The following is a 21,551-nucleotide window of genomic DNA, read 5'->3' as shown; positions in this document are numbered from 1 at the left end:
ACCATGCAACTCCTCAAAATAGCCTTTATTGTATTTGTGATTCATGTCCACTGCGAATCATTTCAGGCTCAAACAAAATGTAATGAGCCGATTAGAAAAGCGGTTTGGCAAACCTTGCCTGGAAATCTTCAGTCGGATGCCTCCGATTGCCGAGAGAGTCTTACTGTAAAGCCTATTACTCTCGGAAGATTTAAAGGCAATTTAGTTCGCGGGCGCTCAGATTTCTTTTGTGGCGTTACCGGTAATTGCTCGACTTGGATCGTCTCGAAGGCAGGAAAGCGCTCCAAAATCATTCTAAATGCGGGTTCAGCAATGGACTGGATCGAGAAAATCCCACGTGGGCATCAGCAATATCCCGATCTCGTAATGCGATGGCGAATGGGGGCGGCGGACCGGTATCGAGGCGTATTTAGGTTTAGTGGTTCGGTTTATCGATTGCGCACCTGCGATTACGAGTCCAATGAACGAGATGGAAAGGTGTATCTACAAACCGCAAACAAAAAGTTCTGCGAGTAAGAAAACGTCGTTGATAATACACCAAATTCGGTATTATCAACGACGTTTGTTTAGAGTTACGCGTTTACGCGTGATAAAGAATCACGGCTGAAGCCGTAACTCTGAACCTAAGGCGTTGGCTTCTTTGTGGGTTTGTCGTATTCGGACTTTTTCTTGAGGCCGAGGCCCTGGAGTTCGTTGGAGCTTGAGCCGAACTGGGCTTTGACCTGATCTTTGGCGCCGAGCATATAGTCGTGAAACTGCCATTCCGCAGTGACGGCGTTATCGCGGGCTGCGTCTGCGGCGGCTTTGGCTTGTGCTTCCAGAGCCTGCGTGCCCGACATTTGCGTCGCCGAAGAGCATTAGCAAGAAAGCTCCCCTCCTTCGTAAGGAGGGGAGCTTTTTGTTGCCACCTTTTAACTTCTCACGCACGCATCGCGGTCAGTATCTCATCCACGACCTTCTTTGCGTCGCCGAAGAGCATTAGCGTGTTGTCTTTGTAGAAGAGCGGGTTGTCGACGCCGGCGTAGCCGCTGGCCATGCCGCGTTTCATGACGATGGTGTCGCGGGCTTCCCAGACGTGGAGGACGGGCATGCCGGCGACAAAAACATCACCGCGTCTCATCGAGGAGCCTCATCAATCGCCAACAGGCTTTCGACACCCGCTGCTTCCAACTCTTCATCCAGATCAAATTCAGTGCCGCCAAATTCAGCCGCAAACGAAGCAATCGACGCAGTTCGTTCCGCGCGCCACGCCGTTGCTTCTCGCGAAGCCAAAAAATCAACAAAATCAATTACCTCGTCGATCTTTCCCGGCGGCAAAGCGTTTACTTTTCTTATTAAAATGTCTTCACCGATCATTACTGCAAAATATCAAATTACGGCCTGAATAGCAATATTTTCCCGAATGCAGCTCGATCGGCACCGCCGTCATGATCCGCCCCCACGCTCTACGCCCAAGTCCAACCCTCAGACGCCGCCGAGATCGTCGAAGAACATATCGAAAATGGAAAAGTCGTTGAGCGATTGGCTTTGATGGAACTACGGGCAGAAACGCGACTGTATAGGAGCGTGCGTTCAATCGAGAAGCTTCGTCGCCAAATGCACGCTCGTTCACACTCGCGTTTCCGCCCGTTTCGAAAAAGGAAATGTCGTCAAAAGACTGGCGTTGATGGAGCTGACAGAACTGCCCGCGAATGGTTAGTTACCGCCTTTAGAAAAACCACCGATAGTGATTGTTTTGGTTTCGCCCTGTTTCCACTCGCCTAAAGATGTTTCGTCCTCAGCTGAGATGATCTGCCAACCATCTGACGTTTTACCTGCGAAGGTATACCAGCCGCCGAAACTATAAACTTGTTTCTGTGTCACCACGATTTTCGAACCTACACTCAGGCCGCTCTTAGTTCGGAAAGTTCTGTCGATCGTATGAATATATCGAATCTTCCTACTCTCCTCGTCATACGCGACTGTGTAGGTAACGCCAGCAATCGTCTTCTTGATAAACGGTCTAAACTGGCTGGGATGCGTCGCGATGTATGGTGCAGTTTCATCTTCGGTAGGCAGATATTGGTACGGAATCTTTGCCCCAATCTTAAGTTTGAGATCAGATTGTGCAACGACTGCCGCTGTAAAAGCGACCAAGCAAATTAACGAAAGGAATAAAACTTTCATAACGTAACGTCGTTGATAATACACCAATTTCGGCGATTATCAACGACGTTTTTTTGCAGAAGTCTGCGCGTGAGCAAGGGCTTAACATTCAGCATTGAGTGTTAAGCCCTTACTAACGTGCGGACTTCTGCATTTATCAAAAATGGAAACGTCGTCAAAAGACTCGAGTTGATGGAACTACAGAAACCCGCGAGTTAGCAACCTATTTCTGATATGCGTCGAGAAATTCGTCGCGGCTTATACCGGCTTGGGTGCAAATAGTTCTTAAGGTGGAAGCTTTGATCGTAGGATGATTTGGCATCGTCAGCGGTGTTCGTGTTCCGTCGTCATTTTCTCTTGCCATCGCAATGTGCTCGCGTTCACGTACGATCTGAAATCCGAGCCGTTCTAGCGCCCGAACGACTTTGGATTTCGGAGCATCGACAGGAAATTTGCCGGTCATGCGGCGAGACGGCTTTCCGCGATAAAGGCTTCAAGAACGGGTGAGTCATCATCAAATGCATCCGCGCCGAACGTTTCAATATGAAAACTTATAGCAGATTCAACATCAGCCAATGCTTCCTCATAAGTATCACCCTGCCCCACGACGACGCCTTTCAGCCCCAGAGGATATGAAACAAATCCATCCGAGTGTTTTTCAATAACCAGTTTTAATTTGTCCATAACACTAATGACGCTATTTTCACATACATCGAAATAAACGACAAGAGTTTTTAGTACAGAAGCCTGCGCGTGAGCGAGGGCTTAACATTCCGCGTCGAGTGTTAAACCCTTACTAAAGTGCAGAGCTTTCGCAGTAATTTCTTGCCATCTATTACGCGGAGTCGCGCAGTTCAACGGCGGCTTCGGCGTGCTTGGCCGGAGCGGAGGCATGCTTTGCATGATGATTGCGATGAAGAAGGGTATCAACACCATGATGATGCTTCGAGATGATCGGGCGCCCGTGAAAAGGTGATGGACGGGATGACTCGCCGTCGTTCGATAGTTTTTCCGATGGCTTTTTGGGGGTCTGCGATGGCTTTTCAGGGTACTTCAGATGGCTTTTCAGGATCTCAAAACGGCTTTTTTGCACCGATTTTCTATAAGCCATTGCAAATCATATATTTAGACCCGTAACACCGCGCCATCGATGCAAGAAGCCGTCTCTCGTCTTCTATTCAAATTGTCGTCGATGACATCAGGCACCTTGAGCTTATTTTTGGTAGTTCAACCCGTTCATGCACGCATCGCAGTCAATATCTCATCAACGACCTCTCTGCGTGAAAGAAGATCATGCCGCTAGTTTTAGCCCTTCTCCTTGATTATGGAGTGCGATTATTTGATTGCTTTGCAGAGCAAATTGGGCGTATGCTTGGCCTTCGTCATCGCTAAACTCAACTTCAAAGACCTCAGGAGCGAGAAGTTCGACAACGGTTCCTACTTCGCCGCGATCCAAGCCGCGTTCGGGCAGGTCTTCGAGTAAAGCTACCGTGTCGAGCAATTCAATTTGTTTCTTCTGCATCTTACCTCCTTTTTAGCACATAACAACTCGTCAACCGCGGAGTATCTTCATTAGCAAGTATGATCCATGTGCTTCTTATCGGCGCGGTTCCTGCGACCGTCGTCCATTCAAAATCTACCACAAAACGCTCGCCATAAACATCATTTTCTGCCGAGACCGCCGCTTCCGTGATTCTTGCGATGTCAAGGAGCTTTTCGCGCAACTCGTCGGCGTTTGAAACGGTTATTCCTAAAGCCGATGCGAAAACACGAGCTTTATGTCTGCCGCGCGGATTGTCTGGATTCAAACAGTATTCCGTTAGTTTGCGAATATCGACAATTGCGTTTTCACCCTTCGGCAATCGCATATGTTAGCCTCGCATCGCGGTCAGTATCTCGTCGACGACCTTCTTTGCGTCGCCGAAGAGCATTAGCGTGTTGTCTTTGTAGAATAGCGGGTTATCGACGCCGGCGTAGCCGCTGGCCATGCCGCGTTTCATGACGATGGTGTCGCGGGCTTCCCAGACGTGGAGGACGGGCATGCCGGCGATCGGCGAGCCGGGGTCGTCAAGAGCAGAAGGGTTGACGATGTCGTTGGCACCGATCACCCACGAAACGTCGACGCCCGGGAAATCATCATTCACTTCGTCCATCTCGAAAACGATGTCGTAAGGGATGTTCGCCTCGGCGAGCAGGACGTTCATGTGGCCGGGCAGGCGTCCGGCGACCGGGTGGATCGCGAATTTGACGTCGATGTTCTTTTCTTTGAGGATCTTGCAGACCTCTGCAAGCGAGTGCTGCGCCTGCGCCACCGCCAGACCGTAGCCGGGAACGATGATGATCTTTTTGGCGTTGGTGAGGAGTTCGGCTGCTCCGGCGGCGTCGACCGAATGCACTTCGCCTTGCGGCTCGCCGCTTGCTGATGACGCGACTGTTCCGCCTTCGGTGCCGAATCCCCCGAGCATCACGCTGACGAATGAGCGGTTCATGCCCTTGCACATTATGTAGCTGAGGATCGCACCGCTCGATCCGACGAGAGCTCCGGTGATGATCAGCAGGTCGTTGCCGAGCATAAAGCCCGCCGCCGCTGCCGCCCAGCCGGAATAGCTGTTGAGCATTGAAACGACCACCGGCATATCCGCTCCGCCGATCGCCATTATGAAATGCACGCCGAGAATGCCTGTAATTATGGTCGCGATCAGCAGCGGCCATTGTCCCGCCTGCTCGTTTGGCGACATAAAGAACGCGACGCCAAGCCCGATCGTGATCAGCAGCATCGCGAGATTTATCATATGTCGCCCGGGCAGCATGAACGGCTTGCCGCCGATGCTTCCGCGAAGTTTTAGAAAAGCGATCACCGATCCGGTGAACGTGATCGAACCGATGCAGACGCCGATGAAAATTTCGCCCATATGCAGGCTGTGCTCGCCCGCCGTCATCGTCTCCTGCGGCCCAAGATACGTCGCAAATCCGACCAAAACCGCCGCCAGCCCCACAAAACTGTGCAGCATAGCCACAAGCTCCGGCATCGATGTCATCTGCACGCGCGAAGCCAATATCGCCCCGATAACAAGCCCCGGAACCAACGCAGCAGCCAAAATAGGCAGCCCGCCAACCTGCATCCCGGCCGCCGTCGCCACAAGCGCGATCAGCATCCCAAGAATGCCGTAAAGATTCCCGCGACGAGCAGTTTCCTGCTGGCTAAGCCCGCCAAGGCTCAAAATAAACAACGCACTCGCGGCGATGTAGGCGATTGTGATTAAAGATTGCTGCATCAGGTTTTAGTCGATTCCGTGAATTTCGCCGTACCAAACTCGTAGTTTCTCCCGAAGTTCCGTTCTGGCGCCAAGGCGATCGATGTATTCGTGATAGGCGTAAACACCATTCGTCTTGTATTTCTCTTGGATATCCGTTGGCAAAAACTTTGTGAAATCGAAGCCCTCAATTCGGACAAGTAAGAAATAAGAAACGTCACCGACGGTTGTCGCCTTTGAAACCGTAGGGCAACGCGGATCCTTCATGATCCGAGTATTTGTAATGTTCTCGATCAAACAGGGTGTCAGCGACTCACCTGCGGCGAAAATCTGATCATAGACTGAATCGACTCCTTTCTCGCCTCGATCATGCGGTAGTTGCTTGATGTCTTTGACTCGTTTACAGAGTTTCGTTATCTCTTTAGAAGCGGAACTCGTTTGGGCGGTCCCGCCAACGAATAGCAGAAGTATCAGGAAACTCGAATAAACAAAGGGTTTCATTTTTATTTCCTAAACATCGCCAACATGCGATTTGTGACCAAAAATCCACCGGCAATATTGATCGCTGCGATGAAGACGGCGATGGCTCCGAGAATGACGGTCAGGTTAAGTTCCGACGAGATTAGTTGGAGCATTCCGCCGACGAGGATGATGCCGCTGATGGCGTTGGTGACGCTCATGAGCGGTGTGTGCAGAGCCGGTTTGACGTTCCAGACGACCTGAAAGCCGACGAAGATCGCCAGCATAAACACCGTAAAATGTGAAAGCGTCTTGTCCGGCGCGACAAATCCGAGGCCGAGCAGCACTATACCGATGACAACCAAAATAAGTGGGTTAATACCTTTGCCTTCGTCGTGGCCGTGGCCGGTTGAAGCGGCCTTTGCTACAGCGACACTTGCTGAGCTTTTTGTAGGAACGCCAGGCTCGGGAGGCGGAGCTTGTTCCTTGATCGGAGCAGGCCACATCATTTTGCCTTCGTGCAGGACAATGGCTCCGCGGACGACCTCGTCTTCCAAATTGATGCTAATGTGAGCCTCAGAAGACCCAGTCGCTACCGCTCCCGGTTCTGACACGATCGGTTTCACCAGATCACTAAGTAATGCGACGATACAGGCTCCGTAAAGCTGGCTCGACATGCTGGCCATTCTGCTTGGAAGATCCGTGTAGCCGATGATCGTGACGCCCTTGTGATGAGTTACTTTGCCGGGATGGGTCAGGGCACAATTGCCGCCTTGTTCGGCGGCGAGATCAACAATGACGCTACCGGGCTTCATCGATTCGACCATTCCGGTCGTGATCAGTTTTGGAGCAGGCTTGCCTGGTATTAACGCCGTCGTAACGATGATATCGACCTGCATCGCCTGGGCTGCAAACAAAGCCATCTCGGCTTTGAGAAAGTCGTCCGACATCTGCTTGGCGTAACCGCCTTTGCCTTCGCCTTCTTCTTTTATATCTAATTCGAGAAACTCAGCTCCCATCGACGCGACCTGATCCATACATGCCGAACGCGGGTCAAACGCCCGAACGATCGCACCCAAGCTCCTCGCGGCACCGATTGCTGATAAACCTGCAACGCCGGCACCGATGACAAGCACTTTTGCTGGATCGATGCGTCCCGCAGCGGTGATCTGGCCTGTAAAGAATCGCGGGAAATGATTTGCCGCTTCGATGATCGCTCGGTAACCGGCGATATTCGCCATCACCGAAAGAGTGTCCATTTTTTGCGCTCGGGTGATGCGAGGTACGCAGTCCATACCGAAAACAGTTGCTTTACGAGCAGCCAATCGGTCGAGAAGTTCGCGGTTTTGTGCAGGCCAGATAAAGCCGATGAGCGTCGCTCCTTCTTTCAAAAGGTCAGCCTCATGGACGCCTAGTTCTTTATTTTCCTCCGGCGGGCGAACCTTCATGACAACATCCGAAGCAGCCCAAAGCTCTTTTGTGTCCTCAATTACAACCGCACCAGCCTCGCGATATTCGCTGTCGATGCAGTTGATCCCGTGACCGCCGTGTGACTCGACAACCACGTCAAAGCCAAGCTTTTTCAGCTTGAGAATAGTCTGCGGCGTTGCGGCAACACGCTTTTCGCCGGGGTGAATTTCTTTTGGAATGCCGATCGTGGTCATAGGCCTTTTGGTTAGCAGAAATAAGCGAGACGCTTTTTCGAAATTCTAGTAAATTACAAAGTTTATCAGACTCACAGATCTTAGTGACGTGATGGAGGTCACCGCCTCAAGCAACAGACGGATCTTTGACAACAGCGATGAAAGGCAAGTTGCGATAGCGTCCCGCTGCGTCGAGACCGTAGCCGACCACAAATTTATTCGGCACGACGAAACCTGTGTAATCGATTTTAAGCTCGGTTTTGATACGCGGTTCGGGTTTGTCGAGAAAACTTGAGAGCTTTATTGAATTAGCTCCACGCGAGCCTAGAATGTCTAAAAGTCTTGAAAGCGTTAGTCCTGTGTCGATTATGTCTTCCACCACGAGTACGTCTTTGCCGCGGATCGAATTACTAAGATCTTTGAGAATTTCAACGTCACCTGTCGATTTCGTGCCGTCTTTATAACTCGACACCGACATAAAATCGATGGTTAACGGCAACTCTATAACCCGCATCAGATCGGCGAGGAAAACACACGAACCCTTTAGAACACCGACTAAAACAAGATCTTTGCCGGCATAATCGGCTGTGATCTGCACGCCTAGTTCCTTGATGCGAGTTTGTATCTGCTCGTTGGAATAGAGGACTTCGAGATTCGGGTTGGTGAATTCTGAGTTTGCCATTTTTGTCGATTCGGCTGCCATATTTTCCTCGTGAGTTGATTGAAATTGTATTTACAAATACTATTCAAACATAGGATGAGTTTCAAGGTGAATAGGTAGAATTCGTTTTGAGATGGATTTTACGCCCTTACTAACGTGCGGGCTTCTGCAAAATCCGGGCTTGTGCAAAAAATGAGTGACGCAAATCAAGAAACACGCGATCGTGTGCGGGCTTTGGTAAGGCAAGTCCTTGCGACTGTCCCCACCGAAGGCGAATCGGCAAAGGCTTTGACGGCAAATGTCGTTGAGCATGTTGTCGTAAATTCGCTTCAGGGCAAGCTTGGCAAAGAATGGGATCGCGACGAATCGGCTAAATCTCTGATTACCGAGGACGATCTGAGGGGATTAGAGCTTGGCTCGCGGTTGCGTGTTGCTCAGAATGTAAAATTTACCTCGCTTGCGCAGGATATCGTTAACGAGCGAAAGATTGAGATTATCCACAAACAGGCTCGGCAAAATACGACAAAGGTTCGTTCGGTTGCGATCGGTTCCGATCACGGCGGCTTTAAGATGAAGGAGCAATTGAAGAATTACCTCACAGATTTTGGCTTGCAGGTTCGTGATTTCGGCACCGAGAGCGAAGATGCCGTCGATTACCCGGATTTTGCACATGCCGTAGCCAAATCGGTAAGCGGCCATCAGGTTGATATTGGGATAATCATAGACGGTGCGGGAATCGGGAGCGCAATGACTGCAAATAAGGTTCCAAATGTGCGAGCTGCCGCTTGTTATTCTGTTGCTTTGGCAAAAAACTCTCGCGAGCATAATGGTGCGAATGTCTTGGCACTTGGAGCAGGTCAAAATTCGTTCGATGAAGTAAGACAAATCGTCGAAGCGTTTATCTCGACCGATATTTCCGAGGAACGGCACAAGAAACGTGTTGGCAAGATCGAGGCAATTGAACGACAATATATTAGATAACTCGCAGGCTGGCAGCCTGCGTTCCGACAATGCAAAACGGTAATTACGAACAACTGATCGATCAGATCACCGACATGGTGCTGGCAAAGCTTGGCGTCGAGGAATATTGCCCGACGTTTTGCCGTGCCGATGTCGAGCGGATCGTTGACGCCGGTGCCGAACGCATTGGTATCGTTCTCGGTGAAACGGCGACGGCTCACGATTGGGCGAGTTTGATAGATCACACGCTGCTAAAACCTGAGGCTTCAGAATCGGACATCAAGAAGCTTTGTGATGAAGCGGCCCACTATGGTTTTGCTTCGGTTTGCGTAAATCCCGGCTGGGTTAAAAGAGCGTCAGAGTTTTTGAAAGGTTCTGGTGTGCCTGTATGCACGGTGATCGGATTTCCGCTTGGGGCCACACTGCCGGATGTTAAGGCTTACGAAGCTCGGCGTTCGATATTTAACGGTGCCCGCGAGGTCGATATGGTGATCAATATCGGTGCATTGAAGTCAGGTGACGACTGCGCGGTTGAGGACGACATTAAAGCGGTTGTCGAAGCGGCTCACGAAAATCACATTCTGTGCAAGGTAATTATCGAGACAGCGTTGCTCACTGACGAAGAAAAAGTCAGAGCGTGTATAGCAGCAAAGAATGCAGGTGCCGATTTTGTAAAAACATCAACCGGCTTTGCCAAGGGCGGAGCGACTGCAAATGATGTGGCGCTGATGCGTCATACTGTTGGCAGTGCTTTGGGCGTTAAGGCTTCGGGCGGTGTGAAGGGAATTGAGGACGCACGCGCGATGTTTGAGGCAGGTGCGACGCGTATTGGGGCTTCGGTTGGTGTTAAGATCGCTCAGGAAGCTAGCGGCATTAAATCAACGATCGTCGCTGGAAATTATTAGATATTTGCACAAGCCCGCACGTTAGTAAGGGCGATCACTCAAGTTAGGTGTATCGCCCTTACTAACGTGCGGGCTTGTGCATTATTTTTTTGCTGCTAAAGTTCGGTCGAATGTTCTTCGGTAATCCTTGCCATTCATCTGAATTGTTCGACACATTTCATAAAGCCTCGACCTTACACGAACTCCGATACGATCTTCTAATGTCTCTTCGCGGTCGTTTGGGCGTTCATCGAGATAGTTTGTTGTAAAGACCGTGAATTTTTTCTCGTTGTATCGTGTGTTGATGACGTGAGCCATTGTGTCGCGGACCCAATCTGTCGGCTTAGATGCACCGAGTTCGTCGAGAACAAGGACATCGGCATTTAAGACAGGAGCCAGAACTGCGAGTTCGGAAGACTGGGTGTGTGGGTTGTAAGAGTCTTGAATTTCCTTCAAAAGCGAACCAAATTCATAGAATAAACAGGAAAATCCACGTTCCGTTAGGCCCTTCAATATCGAAACCGCCAAATGCGTTTTGCCGACGCCAACGCTGCCCATTAAAAGCAGGCCGCGATCAACAGCCGGATACTCCATTGCAAATGACATCGCGCTTTTAAGTGCTATGGTTTGCGATTCGTTTTGAGGTTTGTAATTTCCAAAGTGAAATCCGTCGTAACGTTTGGGCAGGCGAACGCTGTCAAACTGGCCGTCCTGTGATCTCATTTTTCGGCAAGAGCATACGCGGGCGCCTTTTCCGGGAACGATCTCCATTCCGGTGCCGTAGCATATCTGACATTCTTCAAGGGTATCGCCGGCAAGATCGGCATTTTCTTGTGAAGCAGCTTTTGGCACAGCTTTTAGGTTGTGATTTTTTGAGTTTTCTTGGGGCATAAGTCGGTTTGGTGTATTGAAGTATACCATCGGTAATTTTGAATTCAAGACGTTAAGGGCAACCATCTATTCCGTATGTTATATTGTCTTATTACATAAAGGTATGAGCATTTTTCGCAGTATATTGATAAAGCTGGGTTTAGCCGATCTGGGTTCGGAACGGGGAGCGATCAGCGTGTTGGTTCTCGACGACGACGAGCGGCGGCATCGCTGGTTTATGAAACGATTCAAGGGTGATGATCTCGATATCGCGGAGACTGTTGCGGAAGCCAAAGAACTTCTAGTAGCAGCCAAATATGATGCGATATTTTTGGATCATGATCTGTTACCCCATCATTACGAATCGAACGATCATGATGACTATGAAAACACAGGCTATGCTATTGCCGAATTTCTCAATGAACGCCCGGAACTTCAGCGGGCCGCAACTATCGTCGTTCACACGCGAAATGCCGATGCCGCGATACCGATGGTGCAAAAACTGCGTGAGTCCGGCCGCAATGTCGATTACTGCGCCTTTCCGATGCTTGATCTGAAAATAAAAAATTATTGGAAGCGTTAGCGATGACCGCTATCAACCTATAAACCTCAGAAACAACACTGCGAGGATTACGAATACGATCAGCTTGGCTATCAGGACGATGGTGTTCATTACTTTTGCACTCCGTTACGATTAACGCGACAAACCTTTGATCAATAACTTAGCGGTCTTTTCGATTCGCGAGGCAAGTTCATCGCGATCGCCTAGCTCTATGGCACTCAGGCTGTAGGGCAGAAGGGAATTTGTCGCCGATACTAAGGTCAGGGCCAGATCAAAAGAATCTCCTTTCGCAAAGATAGATAAATCCTGGCCTTCTTTGATGACGGACGCTAAAATTTGTGCTTCTTCTTCAAAATAGCGTTTTCTTCGTTCCAGAAGCGGTCGGCGAACAAATGCAAGCAACTCATTAAGGCTCTGTTTGTAATGCTGGACACTGTCGAAACGATACAGAACGCGTTCCATGAGCATTCGTCGCAGGCGTTCGTCCGCTTTTATTGGTTTTGCCGCAATCACTCTCAGATTTTCTTTCAGCCTTTCAATTATCCGGTCAATGTGAGTGAGAGCGATCTCTTCTTTACTCGAAAAATGTAAGTAAATACTGCCTTTGCCAATGCCGACCTCGCTCGCCAGATCGTCGATGGTCATCTTTTTATAACCGTAACGAGCCAGCAGTCTGTCAGTCGCATCTAGAATCGCATCTCTTGTGGTTTTCGCTTGAACGGCGTCTTTCATAAATGACCGTTGACCAAAAACGTCTTTTGGTCATTTTTTATCGTAAACACTAAAACCTAAATCGTCAATCGCAAAGTGAAAACTTGCCCTGTTTACGATTTGCTATTAAAAGTACTTTTTACCTCTCAGTTTCGTCGGCATCAGATCGCCTTCGGGGTCGTTGCCTTCGTCCTTGCCATAGCCGAGATCTTTCATCAGTTTTGTCGGAGCATTTCTTATCTTCATCGGAACTGGTAGGTTGCCGAGCTTTTTGGCATCGTCCATCGCCGCGCCGATAGCGTTAGTGGCGGACCTGTCTTTCGCAGCGTTTGAGAGATATGCGACACCGTGTGCGAGATTTAGGACGCATTCGGGCAGGCCAATTGTCTCTACTGCGCGAAATACCGAATTAGCCACCACCAGTGCAGTCGGTTGAGCAAGGCCGATGTCTTCGGACGCAAAGATCACCATGCGGCGGGCGATAAATTTTGGATCTTCGCCGGATTCGATCATGCGTGCGAGGTAATACATTGCGGCGTCCGGTTTGCTGGCTCGCATCGATTTGATGAACGCTGAAATGACGTTGTAGTGCTCCTCGCCTTTTTTGTCGTAACGCAGGAACTTTGATTGAAGCGTTTCTTTGAGCGTGTCGATCGTAATCTTTTCGTAGAGATGCGATGTGTTCTCGATCATCGTTATGGCTTGGCGAGCGTCGCCGTTTGCCATCTCGATCAGCCATTGCTTGGCATCTTTGTCGAGTTTGAAACCGGTTCGATCGATGATCTCTGCCATGTCTTCGTTCGATAATTCTTCGAGGACGAAAACGCGCATCCTTGAAAGCAAAGCTGAGATTATCTCGAAGCTGGGATTTTCAGTTGTCGCGCCAATTAATACCAACTCGCCATTCTCGACATACGGTAGTAAAAAATCCTGCTGTGCTTTATTGAAGCGATGAATTTCATCAAGAAATAGCACACGCGGCCTGCTGTCGATCGACGGTGTTTTTACGATCTTACGAATGTCATCTTTTCCAGCGGACACAGCAGAAAGTTCATAGAATTCAGCGTTGATCGCATTTGCATAGATTCGGGCCAAAGTTGTTTTGCCTGTTCCGGGCGGCCCCCAAAGTGCGAATGAAAAAACGTGGCCTTGTTCGATCGCGAGACGCAGCGGTTTACCATCGCCGACGAGATGTTTTTGGCCTACGTATTCATGCAGGTTTTGCGGCCTTATTTGATGGGCAAGTGGTTCCATAAACTTCGTTTGATAGTATTATAACGCACGTTGGAGATAATTTTATGAACGATGAAGCGAGGCGCCTTGCCGAATCGAATGAGCGGACAAAATACTGGAAACGCTGGGGTCCGTATTTGAGCGAGCGGGCTTGGGGAACCGTGCGCGAAGATTACTCGGCAGACGGAGCGGCGTGGGAGTATTTTCCACACGATCATTCTCGTTCGCGGGCCTTTCGCTGGAACGAGGATGGCCTTGGCGGTATTTGTGACAACCATCAGAGGATCTGTTTTTCCGTCGCGTTGTGGAATGGTGTCGATCCCATACTTAAGGAGCGTCTTTTCGGTCTCACGGGCAACGAAGGCAATCATGGCGAAGACGTAAAGGAGATCTACTATTATCTCGACTCCACGCCGACGCACTCCTACATGAAGTTCCTCTACAAATACCCGCAGGCGAAGTTTCCATACCTCTGGTTGATAATGGCGAACCGCGACCGGACGAAGTTCGAACGCGAGTTTGAACTGATCGACACAGAGATATTTGACGAAGACAAATATTTTGATGTTTTCGTTGAGTATGCAAAGGCCGACGCCGAAGACATTTTGATAAGGATAACCGTTGCCAATCGAGGCGATGCGGACGCGGAAATAAATGTGCTGCCAACGATATGGTTTAGAAATGAGTGGACGTGGAACGGACAGGAGCCGACCTGCAATCTCTCGGCAACAGGCGAAAATATTATTAGCATTGATGAAGAAACGCTCGGTAAGCGATCTTTGTATTTCGAAGGAGAGCCTGAGCTTCTCTTTACTGAGAACGAGACGAATAGCGAACGGCTTTTTGCGATCCAGAACCGTACACCCTATGTTAAGGACGCCATCAACGAATATATCGTTAACGGCAAAACCGAAGCCGTCAATCCTGCAAAAACAGGAACGAAGGCAGCGGCCAATTATAAGCTTATAGTTCCTTCTCACTCCGAGGCCGTTATTCGCGCCCGCTTTTGCGCATCGGAACTTTCGGAAAAGAAGCCAAAGGGAAAGTCGAAAGACCCGGTGACAGCGTTCAAGGATTTTGATGCGATCTTTGCAAAGCGCATTGCAGAGGCGGATGAATTTTACAATGAAATCAGCACCACAGAACTCTCGGATGACGCGCGCAATGTCCAGCGGCAGGCTTTTGCCGGAATGCTGTGGTCTAAGCAGTTCTATCATTACGAGGTTGAGCGTTGGCTCGAAGGCGATCCGGCAATGCCGAAGCCGCCAGATTCGCGGCTGACAGGCCGTAACAGCCACTGGAAACATCTTTTCAATTCCGACGTGATCTCGATGCCCGACAAGTGGGAATATCCGTGGTATGCGGCGTGGGACCTCGCGTTTCATTGTATTCCGCTGGCGATCGTCGATCCGGTATTTGCGAAGGACCAGTTGATACTCATGCTCCGCGAATGGTACATGCATCCCAACGGCCAGATACCGGCTTACGAATGGGCTTTTGGTGATGTCAATCCGCCGGTCCATGCTTGGGCGGCGTTGCGGGTTTACCAGATCGAGAAGAAACAAAGCGGCAAAGGCGACCGCTCTTTTCTCGCCAGGATATTTCAAAAGCTGTTGCTTAATTTCACATGGTGGATCAATCGCAAGGATGCGTTTGGTAAGAATGTTTTCGAAGGAGGCTTTCTGGGCCTCGACAACATTGGTGTCTTTGACCGGTCGCAGCCGCTGCCGACTGGCGGGCGAATGCTGCAGTCCGACGGCACGAGTTGGATGGCGATGTATTGCCTCAACATGCTCGCTATCGCGCTCGAGCTTTCGATCGAGGACGATACTTATGAAGATGTTGCCAGTAAATTCTGGGAGCATTTTGTGTTTATCGCCGACGCGATGAATCATCTCGGTGACGACAATATCGGACTTTGGGATGAGCATGACGGTTTTTACTACGACGTGCTGTATATGGAAAGCGTGAATTACAACGCACCGATCAAGGTGCGTTCGATGGTCGGGTTGATACCGTTGTTTGCAGTCGCAATCATCGAGCCTCAGATATTGGAAGCGATGCCGGCTTTTCGCCGTCGCATGCAGTGGTTTATTGACAACCGCCCTGACCTGACCACGAACATTAACTGTGCCAGGAGGCCTGGACTTGGAGATCGCTATTTGCTGGCTGTTGCATACCGCGAAAGATTGACACGTGTTTTGCAGATCATGCTTGACGAGAATGAATTTCTCTCGCCGTACGGCATACGAGCGCTGTCGCGTTATCACAAGGACGCTCCTTATGTGCTGCATGTCGATGGCATCGATCACCGTGTCGATTACGAACCCGGAGAATCGACGAGCGGTTTGTTCGGCGGAAACTCGAACTGGCGCGGGCCGGTTTGGTTTCCTGTCAACTATCTGCTGATCGAATCGCTGCAGAAATTTCATTACTATTACGGTGACGATCTGAAGGTCGAGTGCCCAACCGGTTCTGGCAACATGATGAACCTTTGGGAAGTCTCAGAGGAACTGTCGCGGCGAATGTCCCACATTTTTCTGCGAGACGGTGAAGGGAATCGTGCAGTATTTGGAGAATCTGTCAAGTACCAAAACGATCCTTATTTTCGTGACCACATTTTGTTCTACGAGTACTTTCACGGCGATAACGGTTCGGGCCTCGGAGCAAGTCATCAGACCGGCTGGACAGGCTTAGTCGCAAAATTGCTGCAGCAAAGCGGCGAATGAGAAAGTGCCGCACGGCCTTTAAGACCGTGCGGCATCATCAGCGAACTTCTATGTTCCGACTACAGAAAGTTCGCAGATGATTAGCGGAGAAAAGCTCCCGGGATCGGTATGTCTTCGCTGATACCAAATTGGAGCATCATCATCCTTCCGCTTGACGCTCGGTTGACATACCACGTACCGTTCGATGGACGGAAAATTGCAAAGTCTGTCTTACCGTCATGATCATAATCGCCAGCAACCGGCTTATCTCCTTCCATCCCCCAATGGGTTGTTGTCGGAATTCCATTTGAACTTTGCAGCACATACCAGTTGCCGTCGGACGGGCGGAAAACTGCAAAGTCAATTTTCTTGTCGCCGTCAAAGTCACCGGTAAGAGGCATATCGTTTGCGAGGCCAAACGGATAGGCGTTTACGACCCCATTCGTGCTTTGATGGACATACCAAGTGCCGTTGCTTGGCCGCCAAACAGCAACATCGCTAATGCCGTCGCCGTCGTAGTCGCCTGCGACCGGAATGTCACCATTCAAACCAAAATTGCGATAATCGAACGCACCATTTGAACTGAACATTATGTACCAGAAGCCGTTACTCGGCCGCCAAACAGCAATATCCGTTTTGCCGTCGCCGTCATAATCGCCGGGAACAGGCCTGTCACCTGCGAGTCCAAAATGGACAGTTCGATATTGATTGTTCGAACTGTTTTGGACATACCAGATACCGTTACGGAAGACTGCGTAGTCGATCTTCTTATCGCCATCATAATTTCCGGGAACAACTACGTCGCCAAAAGCGGCGCCTCCAAATTGAGAGGCACTGTAGGTTTGATCAGCTGAGCGGCTTACGTACCACATGCCGGTCGACGGACGCCAAACTGCTATATCTGTTCTGCCATCGCCGTCAAAGTCAGACGGCTGCACCTGCGAGGTGCCGGTAAAGTCAGCGGTTGTTTGGCTGGATGCAAGATTGAAATAAACACGCTTTTGCGGTGAGAATGTGTAGTCCTGCTTTGCGACACGCAGAACATAATTGGAAAACGTCGGAATATTCGCAATTGAAAAGACCCCGTTCGCATCAGTGATCGCTGTTCCTATTACGGTGTTTTCTGTTGCCCAGTCGCGAAGTTCTGCCGTCACGCCTTCTATTCCAACGCTGCTTCGATCGACAATTCGTCCTGTGAGAGAGACTGCACTCGGCTGGTTGACGGTGATCGCGATCGAAACCAAGGTGCGAAGGCCGCCGTTGTCACGAGCTTCGGCCCAGAGAGTGTAGGCTCCCGGAAGATTTGGCTGCCAGAGGAACGAAAGCGTTCCGTTATTCGCTTGGCCAATCGTTGTTGACATCGTTGAACTCTGTGCCGTCATCGACAGATGAATAACCTGTCCGTCAGAGTCCGAAGCCGTTACATTGACAGGTATCGCAACCGGCATCGTAAATACTGCACCATCAGCCGGGCTATTGATCTGAATAGCTGGTGCCTGATTTGGAGCGGATGCAACGAAGTAGATATCGTAAATATCCTGAGTAACATTTGTGAAAGTTGCCGACGGCGGAGTGAACGACAGATTTGTGCCTTCTGGTGTGATAGTGTAATCACCGCCGAACGGCACATTGAAAAGGTACGAACCGTTTACGTTTGTCGTCCATGTTTGACTGACCGGATTGCCATTTGCCGTTCCGGTGAGCCTGACCAATATACCTACCATAGGGCCGCCGCCGGGATTATGAACTTCACCGTGAAGCTGCACAGAAGTAGGCGCCGGATTTACAGTAATATTCACAACTGTCGAATCGGCAACTCCATTTGTGCTGTCGGTTGCACGCGCGAAATACCAGTAATTTCCTTCCGGCAGATTGTTCATCGGAAGTTCGAACGGCGCCGTAATGTCAGTGCCCAAAAGTTCTGCCGAAGCTCCCTGACGGAAAAATTCAACTTTTGTGATCGTTCCGCCATTACTCGATGCGTCTGCCGCGAGATTGAAGTTTGCCGGTGCGGGGAATACCTGTCCGTTGGTCGGACTCGTCATGGTTACGGTGATGCTCGTCGAACGTATCGCGGTGTAATTTTGATTAGGCCAATCGATGTAACCCAAAAAGCCAGTGCTTCGGCTCGGCGGATCGAATGTATATCCTGCGAGGCTAGGCGTGATAGTTATGCCGTCATTTGGCGTTGTGCCGAGGTCTGTGAACAGGTAGCTTCCGTTAGAATCGGTCGTTGCCTGAGCGGTGATGTTCGGATTGCTCGGACAGACGAGGGCGAGATTTACACCGCTCAATGGAGCGTTTGTGATCGAATCGACTATGGTTCCTGAGATGCGATGGTTGATCGGTCCGACTGTGACATGTGTAACTGCTGTTGCGGTCTGCCCCTGAGCGGTCGAAGCAGTCGCAGTCAATGTGTAGTCGCCAATATTCATCACGCGCCAGGTTGTTGAGAATGAACCGCCCGGAAGCCATGCGACAAGATTGTTATTTTGGTCCCTGACCTGCACGAGCGTTATCGAAGAGGACACGCTCATCCTGATCTGAACATAATCGCCTTCAACATAAGTTTGTCCATCAACCGGACTTATGAAATTCACGGCCGGGCTTCCACCGTCAATGACAAACACATGAACGGTCTGCATCGACTGTCCACGCAATCCGAGACTGTCGGTCGGGATCGCGTAAAGGGCGTAAGTCCCGATGGGTATGTTTGACCATGTGAATTCGTAGGGAGCAGTTGTGTCTGTACCCAAAGGAATACTTCCTGTCGTGCTGTTGTATGCGATGAAATCGACTTTCTGTATTCCGTTTCCATCGGGATCGCTTGCGGTCGCTTGAATATTGATCGTCGCCGGTGCGTTGTAATTTGTACCGTGTGTCGGCGAAGTTATTATGCCTTCGGGGGCCTGATTTGTCAGGATATGAAAATCGGCAAATTGATTTGCTCCGAGATCGTCGAACACGACACTTTCCGGATCGGCCACATACCCGATCCTTCGTGCGGTGACGGTATAGTTGCCTCCGGCGGGCAGATTCCCAAAGTAATATGTGACAGTGCCGCCGCCGCTGTTTCCAGGAGTATAAGATCGATTTACGGTTCCGGTAATAGTCACGACGATAGGTGAATAATTGTTATTGACTCCAAAATTGTCATCCGTCACAGTTCCGCTGATCGCGTAGGATGTAGCATCCTCGTCGCCGGTCGCGACTTTTAGAACAAACGCATCCTTGGCGGAACTCGACGAGCTGGTTGAATTGGCGGCACCGTGATCCGGCTGAAATGAATCCGGGGTTATGATCACGTTTACTGTATGCCCGGTTATGTATGCGTTGCTTGCTCCATCGACCGCAAGTCCGTAAGCTCCGCCTTGTCCAAGCAGTGTCGAATAGACCAACGCGTTCGCATCAGTATTAAAACGGGTCAAAAAGATCGATCCGGCAGTTCCTAAAAGTGAATTGCGAAGCGGGAAACTCGCACCGCTCAGAGTTTCACCGGCAATGATAGCGCTGTTGTCTGCACCCAATGCTATTGCGAAAGGCTGATCCTTTCCTTGGCCGCCGAAGAACGTCGAGTAGATCAGTGTCGAACCTGTCGGATCGAGCTTAGTCAAAAATCCGTCCTCGCCGCCGTTGAAGGTTTGATCGAACGAACCTGCTGTGACCGGAAATCCTGTATTCTCAGTTTGGCCGGTCGCATATAAATTTCCCGCAGCGTCGATCGTGACGCCGTTGACGCGATCTGATTGAAATCCACCGCCAAGATATGTTGCATACACAAGAGCATTTCCGGTCGGATTCAGCTTGGCGATAAAGCCCTCAATGCCGCCGGATGAAGCTGTTTGAAATGCTCCCGGCGTGGTCACGAAAGCTGTTGTGCTGACCGAGCCGCCAATGACTGCATTGTTGTTCGCATCGAGTGTGGCATCGCTGATGCCCGCATCGAACAGAGTTGAATACACTCCGTTTCCTGCTGCGGTCAGCTTCACCACGTAACTACCCGAATAAAAAATGCCGCTGCAGCCTTGTGGTGTACTGCATAGTTTTTCCTTGTACGCTCCTGCCGTTGTTGGGAAGTTTGGCGACGACGCGAAGCCTGCAAATACCGCATCGCCGCTGGTGCGATCGAGAGCGATCCGTCCGCCGGTATCAGTGTTGTTGCCTCCGAGATAGGTCGAATAGACGATCGCTGAACCGGTTGAATTCAACTTAGCCGCGAAAGCATCGTCGGTTCCGCCGAACGTCGATTGGTAAGCGTTAACCGTCGGAAAATCACTTGCCATCGTCGTGCCGCTTATCAGAATTTCGCCCGTCGATGTGACCGCAACCCCGGTTCCGATCTCGCTGCCGTTGCGTCCGCCGTAATAGGTTGACCAAACCATCGCGGTGCCGGTTGGATTGATCTTCGTAACGAAGGCATCGTTCCACTGAACGTTATTGGACGACGGCAGGTTTGTTGTTTTGATAACGCCCGCAGTCGTAGGGAAATTGAGTGAAGTAGCCGTGCCGACTACATACGCGTTGCCATCTGCGTCAACCGCTATTCCGCGTCCTTCGTCAAATCCTGACCCGCCTAAATAGCTTCCGTATGAAAGTATCGGATCTATGACGAGTTCTCGAGAGTTGTCGTATGCACCCAGAAGAATACCGGCCGAGTTGCCGTCCAATTTATAAGAGCTGGCGATCTCATGCCTTTCACCGTCGATGTCTTGATAGACGAACGGTTTGTGCTGCCGGAGTTCGCCTGATGCCGTGGCTAAGAGCAGATCACCTGTAGCGGCGTCGATGCGAGCAGGTTTTTCTGTGCCGCTGAATGTCAGTTTGATCTGTCTTGGATCGGCGGCGGGCTTTACGACGAAGTCATATTCGAGCTGGCGGTCGTCGCCATAATACACCAGATCAATTCCGGGATAGATCTCGTCATACTGCACCTTTCCATAGTTAGCAACATCTGTCTGCCACTTCTCCGGATCATTACCAAGTAAGTAATTCGACCGGCCTTCAAGTGCATCTAGGCCTGCGACTTTGGAAGTTTTGTTCGCTCCGTTCAAAGACATCTTGACGACTGATATATTGCCGGTGTTTTTGCCGTTGCGGTCCAGGAGTGAAAGTGTCGCTTCGCCGGGCGTCAGAAAGAGCGAATAACCATTGCCGCGTGCGACATAATCGACTTCGCGCGCTGTCTGGCCAGCGTTCGGTTCAAAATGGATAGGCAATCGTCCGTATGTTTGTGAGGCTCTTTGTTTATTTGTAAGGGCATCAACATTCGATTTATCTGCGCTTTTTATATTTTGAACAGCCGACTGCTCATTCACCGTGTTGTCATTGACATCAGGTGAGGTTGAAAGCTTTAAATGACTTCCAACATAGAACGTGGATAGGGCAAAAAGTGCAATGATTATAAGGTATTTCGACATTTTTATAACTTCCTTCCAAGAAAAAGTGTTAACTAACAGTGTCA

General features: G+C 50.2%; 22 protein-coding genes. 5 read left to right on the top strand and 17 right to left on the bottom strand.

The annotated features are described in order from the left end of the window. Positions 1-3 precede the first annotated feature (3 nt). A complete protein-coding gene (locus tag IPL32_01455) occupies positions 4-516 on the top strand; it encodes a hypothetical protein (protein ID MBK8464473.1) in 513 nt (170 codons plus the stop codon). Positions 517-623: 107 nt separating this feature from the next. Here the strand turns inward: IPL32_01455 and IPL32_01450 are convergent, their stop codons facing one another. The 13 genes from IPL32_01450 to hpt all read right to left on the bottom strand — a co-directional run bounded on the left by IPL32_01450 (position 624) and on the right by hpt (position 8,183). Further along, positions 624-839: a hypothetical protein gene (locus IPL32_01450; protein ID MBK8464472.1), complete on the bottom strand. Its 216-nt coding sequence runs from the start codon at positions 837-839 to the stop codon at positions 624-626. 80 nt (positions 840-919) lie between these two features. Continuing rightward, the gene (locus IPL32_01445; protein ID MBK8464471.1) at positions 920-1,120 is read right to left on the bottom strand and encodes an NAD(P)(+) transhydrogenase (Re/Si-specific) subunit beta; all 201 of its coding nucleotides are present in this window, start codon (positions 1,118-1,120) and stop codon (positions 920-922) included. Then, a complete protein-coding gene (locus tag IPL32_01440) occupies positions 1,117-1,356 on the bottom strand; it encodes a hypothetical protein (GenBank protein ID MBK8464470.1) in 240 nt (79 codons plus the stop codon). Before IPL32_01440 ends, IPL32_01445 begins: the two co-directional genes overlap by 4 nt. A 339-nt stretch (positions 1,357-1,695) precedes the next feature. Then, the gene (locus IPL32_01435; protein MBK8464469.1) at positions 1,696-2,166 is read right to left on the bottom strand and encodes a hypothetical protein; all 471 of its coding nucleotides are present in this window, start codon (positions 2,164-2,166) and stop codon (positions 1,696-1,698) included. 202 nt (positions 2,167-2,368) lie between these two features. Further along, positions 2,369-2,608, bottom strand: a complete 240-nt coding sequence (locus IPL32_01430; protein MBK8464468.1) for a type II toxin-antitoxin system HicA family toxin — start codon at positions 2,606-2,608, stop codon at positions 2,369-2,371. Further along, positions 2,605-2,829 carry a type II toxin-antitoxin system HicB family antitoxin gene (locus IPL32_01425; protein MBK8464467.1) on the bottom strand — a complete coding sequence of 75 codons (225 nt, stop codon included), beginning with the start codon at positions 2,827-2,829 and terminating at the stop codon, positions 2,605-2,607. Before IPL32_01425 ends, IPL32_01430 begins: the two co-directional genes overlap by 4 nt. A gap of 151 nt (positions 2,830-2,980) precedes the next feature. Continuing rightward, the gene (locus IPL32_01420) at positions 2,981-3,256 is read right to left on the bottom strand and encodes a hypothetical protein (protein MBK8464466.1); all 276 of its coding nucleotides are present in this window, start codon (positions 3,254-3,256) and stop codon (positions 2,981-2,983) included. A 180-nt stretch (positions 3,257-3,436) separates the two neighbouring features. Next, positions 3,437-3,652, bottom strand: coding sequence for a DUF4926 domain-containing protein (locus tag IPL32_01415; protein MBK8464465.1), 216 nt, complete (start codon positions 3,650-3,652; stop codon positions 3,437-3,439). Between the two features lie 16 nt (positions 3,653-3,668). Continuing rightward, entirely contained in the window at positions 3,669-4,013 is a 345-nt protein-coding gene (locus IPL32_01410) for a hypothetical protein (GenBank protein MBK8464464.1), read from the bottom strand. Between the two features lie 3 nt (positions 4,014-4,016). After that, positions 4,017-5,420 carry an NAD(P)(+) transhydrogenase (Re/Si-specific) subunit beta gene (locus IPL32_01405; protein MBK8464463.1) on the bottom strand — a complete coding sequence of 468 codons (1,404 nt, stop codon included), beginning with the start codon at positions 5,418-5,420 and terminating at the stop codon, positions 4,017-4,019. A gap of 6 nt (positions 5,421-5,426) precedes the next feature. Continuing rightward, positions 5,427-5,900, bottom strand: coding sequence for a hypothetical protein (locus tag IPL32_01400; protein ID MBK8464462.1), 474 nt, complete (start codon positions 5,898-5,900; stop codon positions 5,427-5,429). A gap of 2 nt (positions 5,901-5,902) precedes the next feature. Beyond that, complete coding sequence (locus IPL32_01395) at positions 5,903-7,522, bottom strand: Re/Si-specific NAD(P)(+) transhydrogenase subunit alpha (protein ID MBK8464461.1); 1,620 nt, start codon at positions 7,520-7,522, stop codon at positions 5,903-5,905. 106 nt (positions 7,523-7,628) lie between these two features. After that, entirely contained in the window at positions 7,629-8,183 is a 555-nt protein-coding gene (gene hpt / locus IPL32_01390) for a hypoxanthine phosphoribosyltransferase (GenBank protein ID MBK8464460.1), read from the bottom strand. Positions 8,184-8,354: 171 nt separating this feature from the next. On the opposite strand from hpt, the gene IPL32_01385 reads away from it, so the two are divergent. Continuing rightward, the gene (locus tag IPL32_01385; GenBank protein ID MBK8464459.1) at positions 8,355-9,143 is read left to right on the top strand and encodes an RpiB/LacA/LacB family sugar-phosphate isomerase; all 789 of its coding nucleotides are present in this window, start codon (positions 8,355-8,357) and stop codon (positions 9,141-9,143) included. A 74-nt stretch (positions 9,144-9,217) separates the two neighbouring features. After that, complete coding sequence (gene deoC, locus IPL32_01380) at positions 9,218-10,027, top strand: deoxyribose-phosphate aldolase (GenBank protein ID MBK8464458.1); 810 nt, start codon at positions 9,218-9,220, stop codon at positions 10,025-10,027. An 81-nt stretch (positions 10,028-10,108) separates the two neighbouring features. Here deoC and IPL32_01375 read toward each other — a convergent pair whose 3' ends face one another. Next, positions 10,109-10,897, bottom strand: a complete 789-nt coding sequence (locus tag IPL32_01375) for an ATP-binding protein (GenBank protein MBK8464457.1) — start codon at positions 10,895-10,897, stop codon at positions 10,109-10,111. 103 nt (positions 10,898-11,000) lie between these two features. On the opposite strand from IPL32_01375, the gene IPL32_01370 reads away from it, so the two are divergent. After that, positions 11,001-11,459, top strand: coding sequence for a hypothetical protein (locus IPL32_01370; protein ID MBK8464456.1), 459 nt, complete (start codon positions 11,001-11,003; stop codon positions 11,457-11,459). Between the two features lie 111 nt (positions 11,460-11,570). On the opposite strand, the gene IPL32_01365 is transcribed toward IPL32_01370, so the two are convergent. Continuing rightward, entirely contained in the window at positions 11,571-12,170 is a 600-nt protein-coding gene (locus tag IPL32_01365) for a TetR/AcrR family transcriptional regulator (GenBank protein MBK8464455.1), read from the bottom strand. A gap of 105 nt (positions 12,171-12,275) precedes the next feature. Next, on the bottom strand, positions 12,276-13,403 hold the full coding sequence (locus IPL32_01360) for a replication-associated recombination protein A (GenBank protein MBK8464454.1): 1,128 nt from the start codon (positions 13,401-13,403) through the stop codon (positions 12,276-12,278). A gap of 44 nt (positions 13,404-13,447) precedes the next feature. On the opposite strand from IPL32_01360, the gene IPL32_01355 reads away from it, so the two are divergent. Continuing rightward, complete coding sequence (locus tag IPL32_01355; protein MBK8464453.1) at positions 13,448-16,111, top strand: glucosidase; 2,664 nt, start codon at positions 13,448-13,450, stop codon at positions 16,109-16,111. A gap of 80 nt (positions 16,112-16,191) precedes the next feature. On the opposite strand, the gene IPL32_01350 is transcribed toward IPL32_01355, so the two are convergent. Then, on the bottom strand, positions 16,192-21,507 hold the full coding sequence (locus tag IPL32_01350; protein MBK8464452.1) for an SBBP repeat-containing protein: 5,316 nt from the start codon (positions 21,505-21,507) through the stop codon (positions 16,192-16,194). Positions 21,508-21,551 lie beyond the last annotated feature (44 nt).

Origin of the sequence: Chloracidobacterium sp., assembly GCA_016711345.1 — a bacterium.
Classification (GTDB): Bacteria; Acidobacteriota; Blastocatellia; order Pyrinomonadales; family Pyrinomonadaceae; genus OLB17.
The sequence above is the reverse complement of the archived record's forward strand: the minus strand, read 5'-3'. Positions and strand labels throughout refer to the sequence as shown.

What these genes read in the sequence shown, in the direction of transcription:
- IPL32_01455 (MBK8464473.1), top strand. Translation starts at nt 4, where the DNA reads ATGCAACTCCTCAAAATAGCCTTTATTGTATTTGTGATTCATGTCCAC.
- IPL32_01450 (MBK8464472.1), bottom strand. Translation starts at nt 839, where the DNA reads ATGTCGGGCACGCAGGCTCTGGAAGCACAAGCCAAAGCCGCCGCAGAC.
- IPL32_01445 (MBK8464471.1), bottom strand. Translation starts at nt 1,120, where the DNA reads ATGAGACGCGGTGATGTTTTTGTCGCCGGCATGCCCGTCCTCCACGTC.
- IPL32_01440 (MBK8464470.1), bottom strand. Translation starts at nt 1,356, where the DNA reads ATGATCGGTGAAGACATTTTAATAAGAAAAGTAAACGCTTTGCCGCCG.
- IPL32_01435 (MBK8464469.1), bottom strand. Translation starts at nt 2,166, where the DNA reads ATGAAAGTTTTATTCCTTTCGTTAATTTGCTTGGTCGCTTTTACAGCG.
- IPL32_01430 (MBK8464468.1), bottom strand. Translation starts at nt 2,608, where the DNA reads ATGACCGGCAAATTTCCTGTCGATGCTCCGAAATCCAAAGTCGTTCGG.
- IPL32_01425 (MBK8464467.1), bottom strand. Translation starts at nt 2,829, where the DNA reads ATGGACAAATTAAAACTGGTTATTGAAAAACACTCGGATGGATTTGTT.
- IPL32_01420 (MBK8464466.1), bottom strand. Translation starts at nt 3,256, where the DNA reads ATGGCTTATAGAAAATCGGTGCAAAAAAGCCGTTTTGAGATCCTGAAA.
- IPL32_01410 (MBK8464464.1), bottom strand. Translation starts at nt 4,013, where the DNA reads ATGCGATTGCCGAAGGGTGAAAACGCAATTGTCGATATTCGCAAACTA.
- IPL32_01405 (MBK8464463.1), bottom strand. Translation starts at nt 5,420, where the DNA reads ATGCAGCAATCTTTAATCACAATCGCCTACATCGCCGCGAGTGCGTTG.
- IPL32_01400 (MBK8464462.1), bottom strand. Translation starts at nt 5,900, where the DNA reads ATGAAACCCTTTGTTTATTCGAGTTTCCTGATACTTCTGCTATTCGTT.
- IPL32_01395 (MBK8464461.1), bottom strand. Translation starts at nt 7,522, where the DNA reads ATGACCACGATCGGCATTCCAAAAGAAATTCACCCCGGCGAAAAGCGT.
- hpt (MBK8464460.1), bottom strand. Translation starts at nt 8,183, where the DNA reads ATGGCAAACTCAGAATTCACCAACCCGAATCTCGAAGTCCTCTATTCC.
- IPL32_01385 (MBK8464459.1), top strand. Translation starts at nt 8,355, where the DNA reads ATGAGTGACGCAAATCAAGAAACACGCGATCGTGTGCGGGCTTTGGTA.
- deoC (MBK8464458.1), top strand. Translation starts at nt 9,218, where the DNA reads ATGGTGCTGGCAAAGCTTGGCGTCGAGGAATATTGCCCGACGTTTTGC.
- IPL32_01375 (MBK8464457.1), bottom strand. Translation starts at nt 10,897, where the DNA reads ATGCCCCAAGAAAACTCAAAAAATCACAACCTAAAAGCTGTGCCAAAA.
- IPL32_01370 (MBK8464456.1), top strand. Translation starts at nt 11,001, where the DNA reads ATGAGCATTTTTCGCAGTATATTGATAAAGCTGGGTTTAGCCGATCTG.
- IPL32_01365 (MBK8464455.1), bottom strand. Translation starts at nt 12,170, where the DNA reads ATGAAAGACGCCGTTCAAGCGAAAACCACAAGAGATGCGATTCTAGAT.
- IPL32_01360 (MBK8464454.1), bottom strand. Translation starts at nt 13,403, where the DNA reads ATGGAACCACTTGCCCATCAAATAAGGCCGCAAAACCTGCATGAATAC.
- IPL32_01355 (MBK8464453.1), top strand. Translation starts at nt 13,448, where the DNA reads ATGAACGATGAAGCGAGGCGCCTTGCCGAATCGAATGAGCGGACAAAA.
- IPL32_01350 (MBK8464452.1), bottom strand. Translation starts at nt 21,507, where the DNA reads ATGTCGAAATACCTTATAATCATTGCACTTTTTGCCCTATCCACGTTC.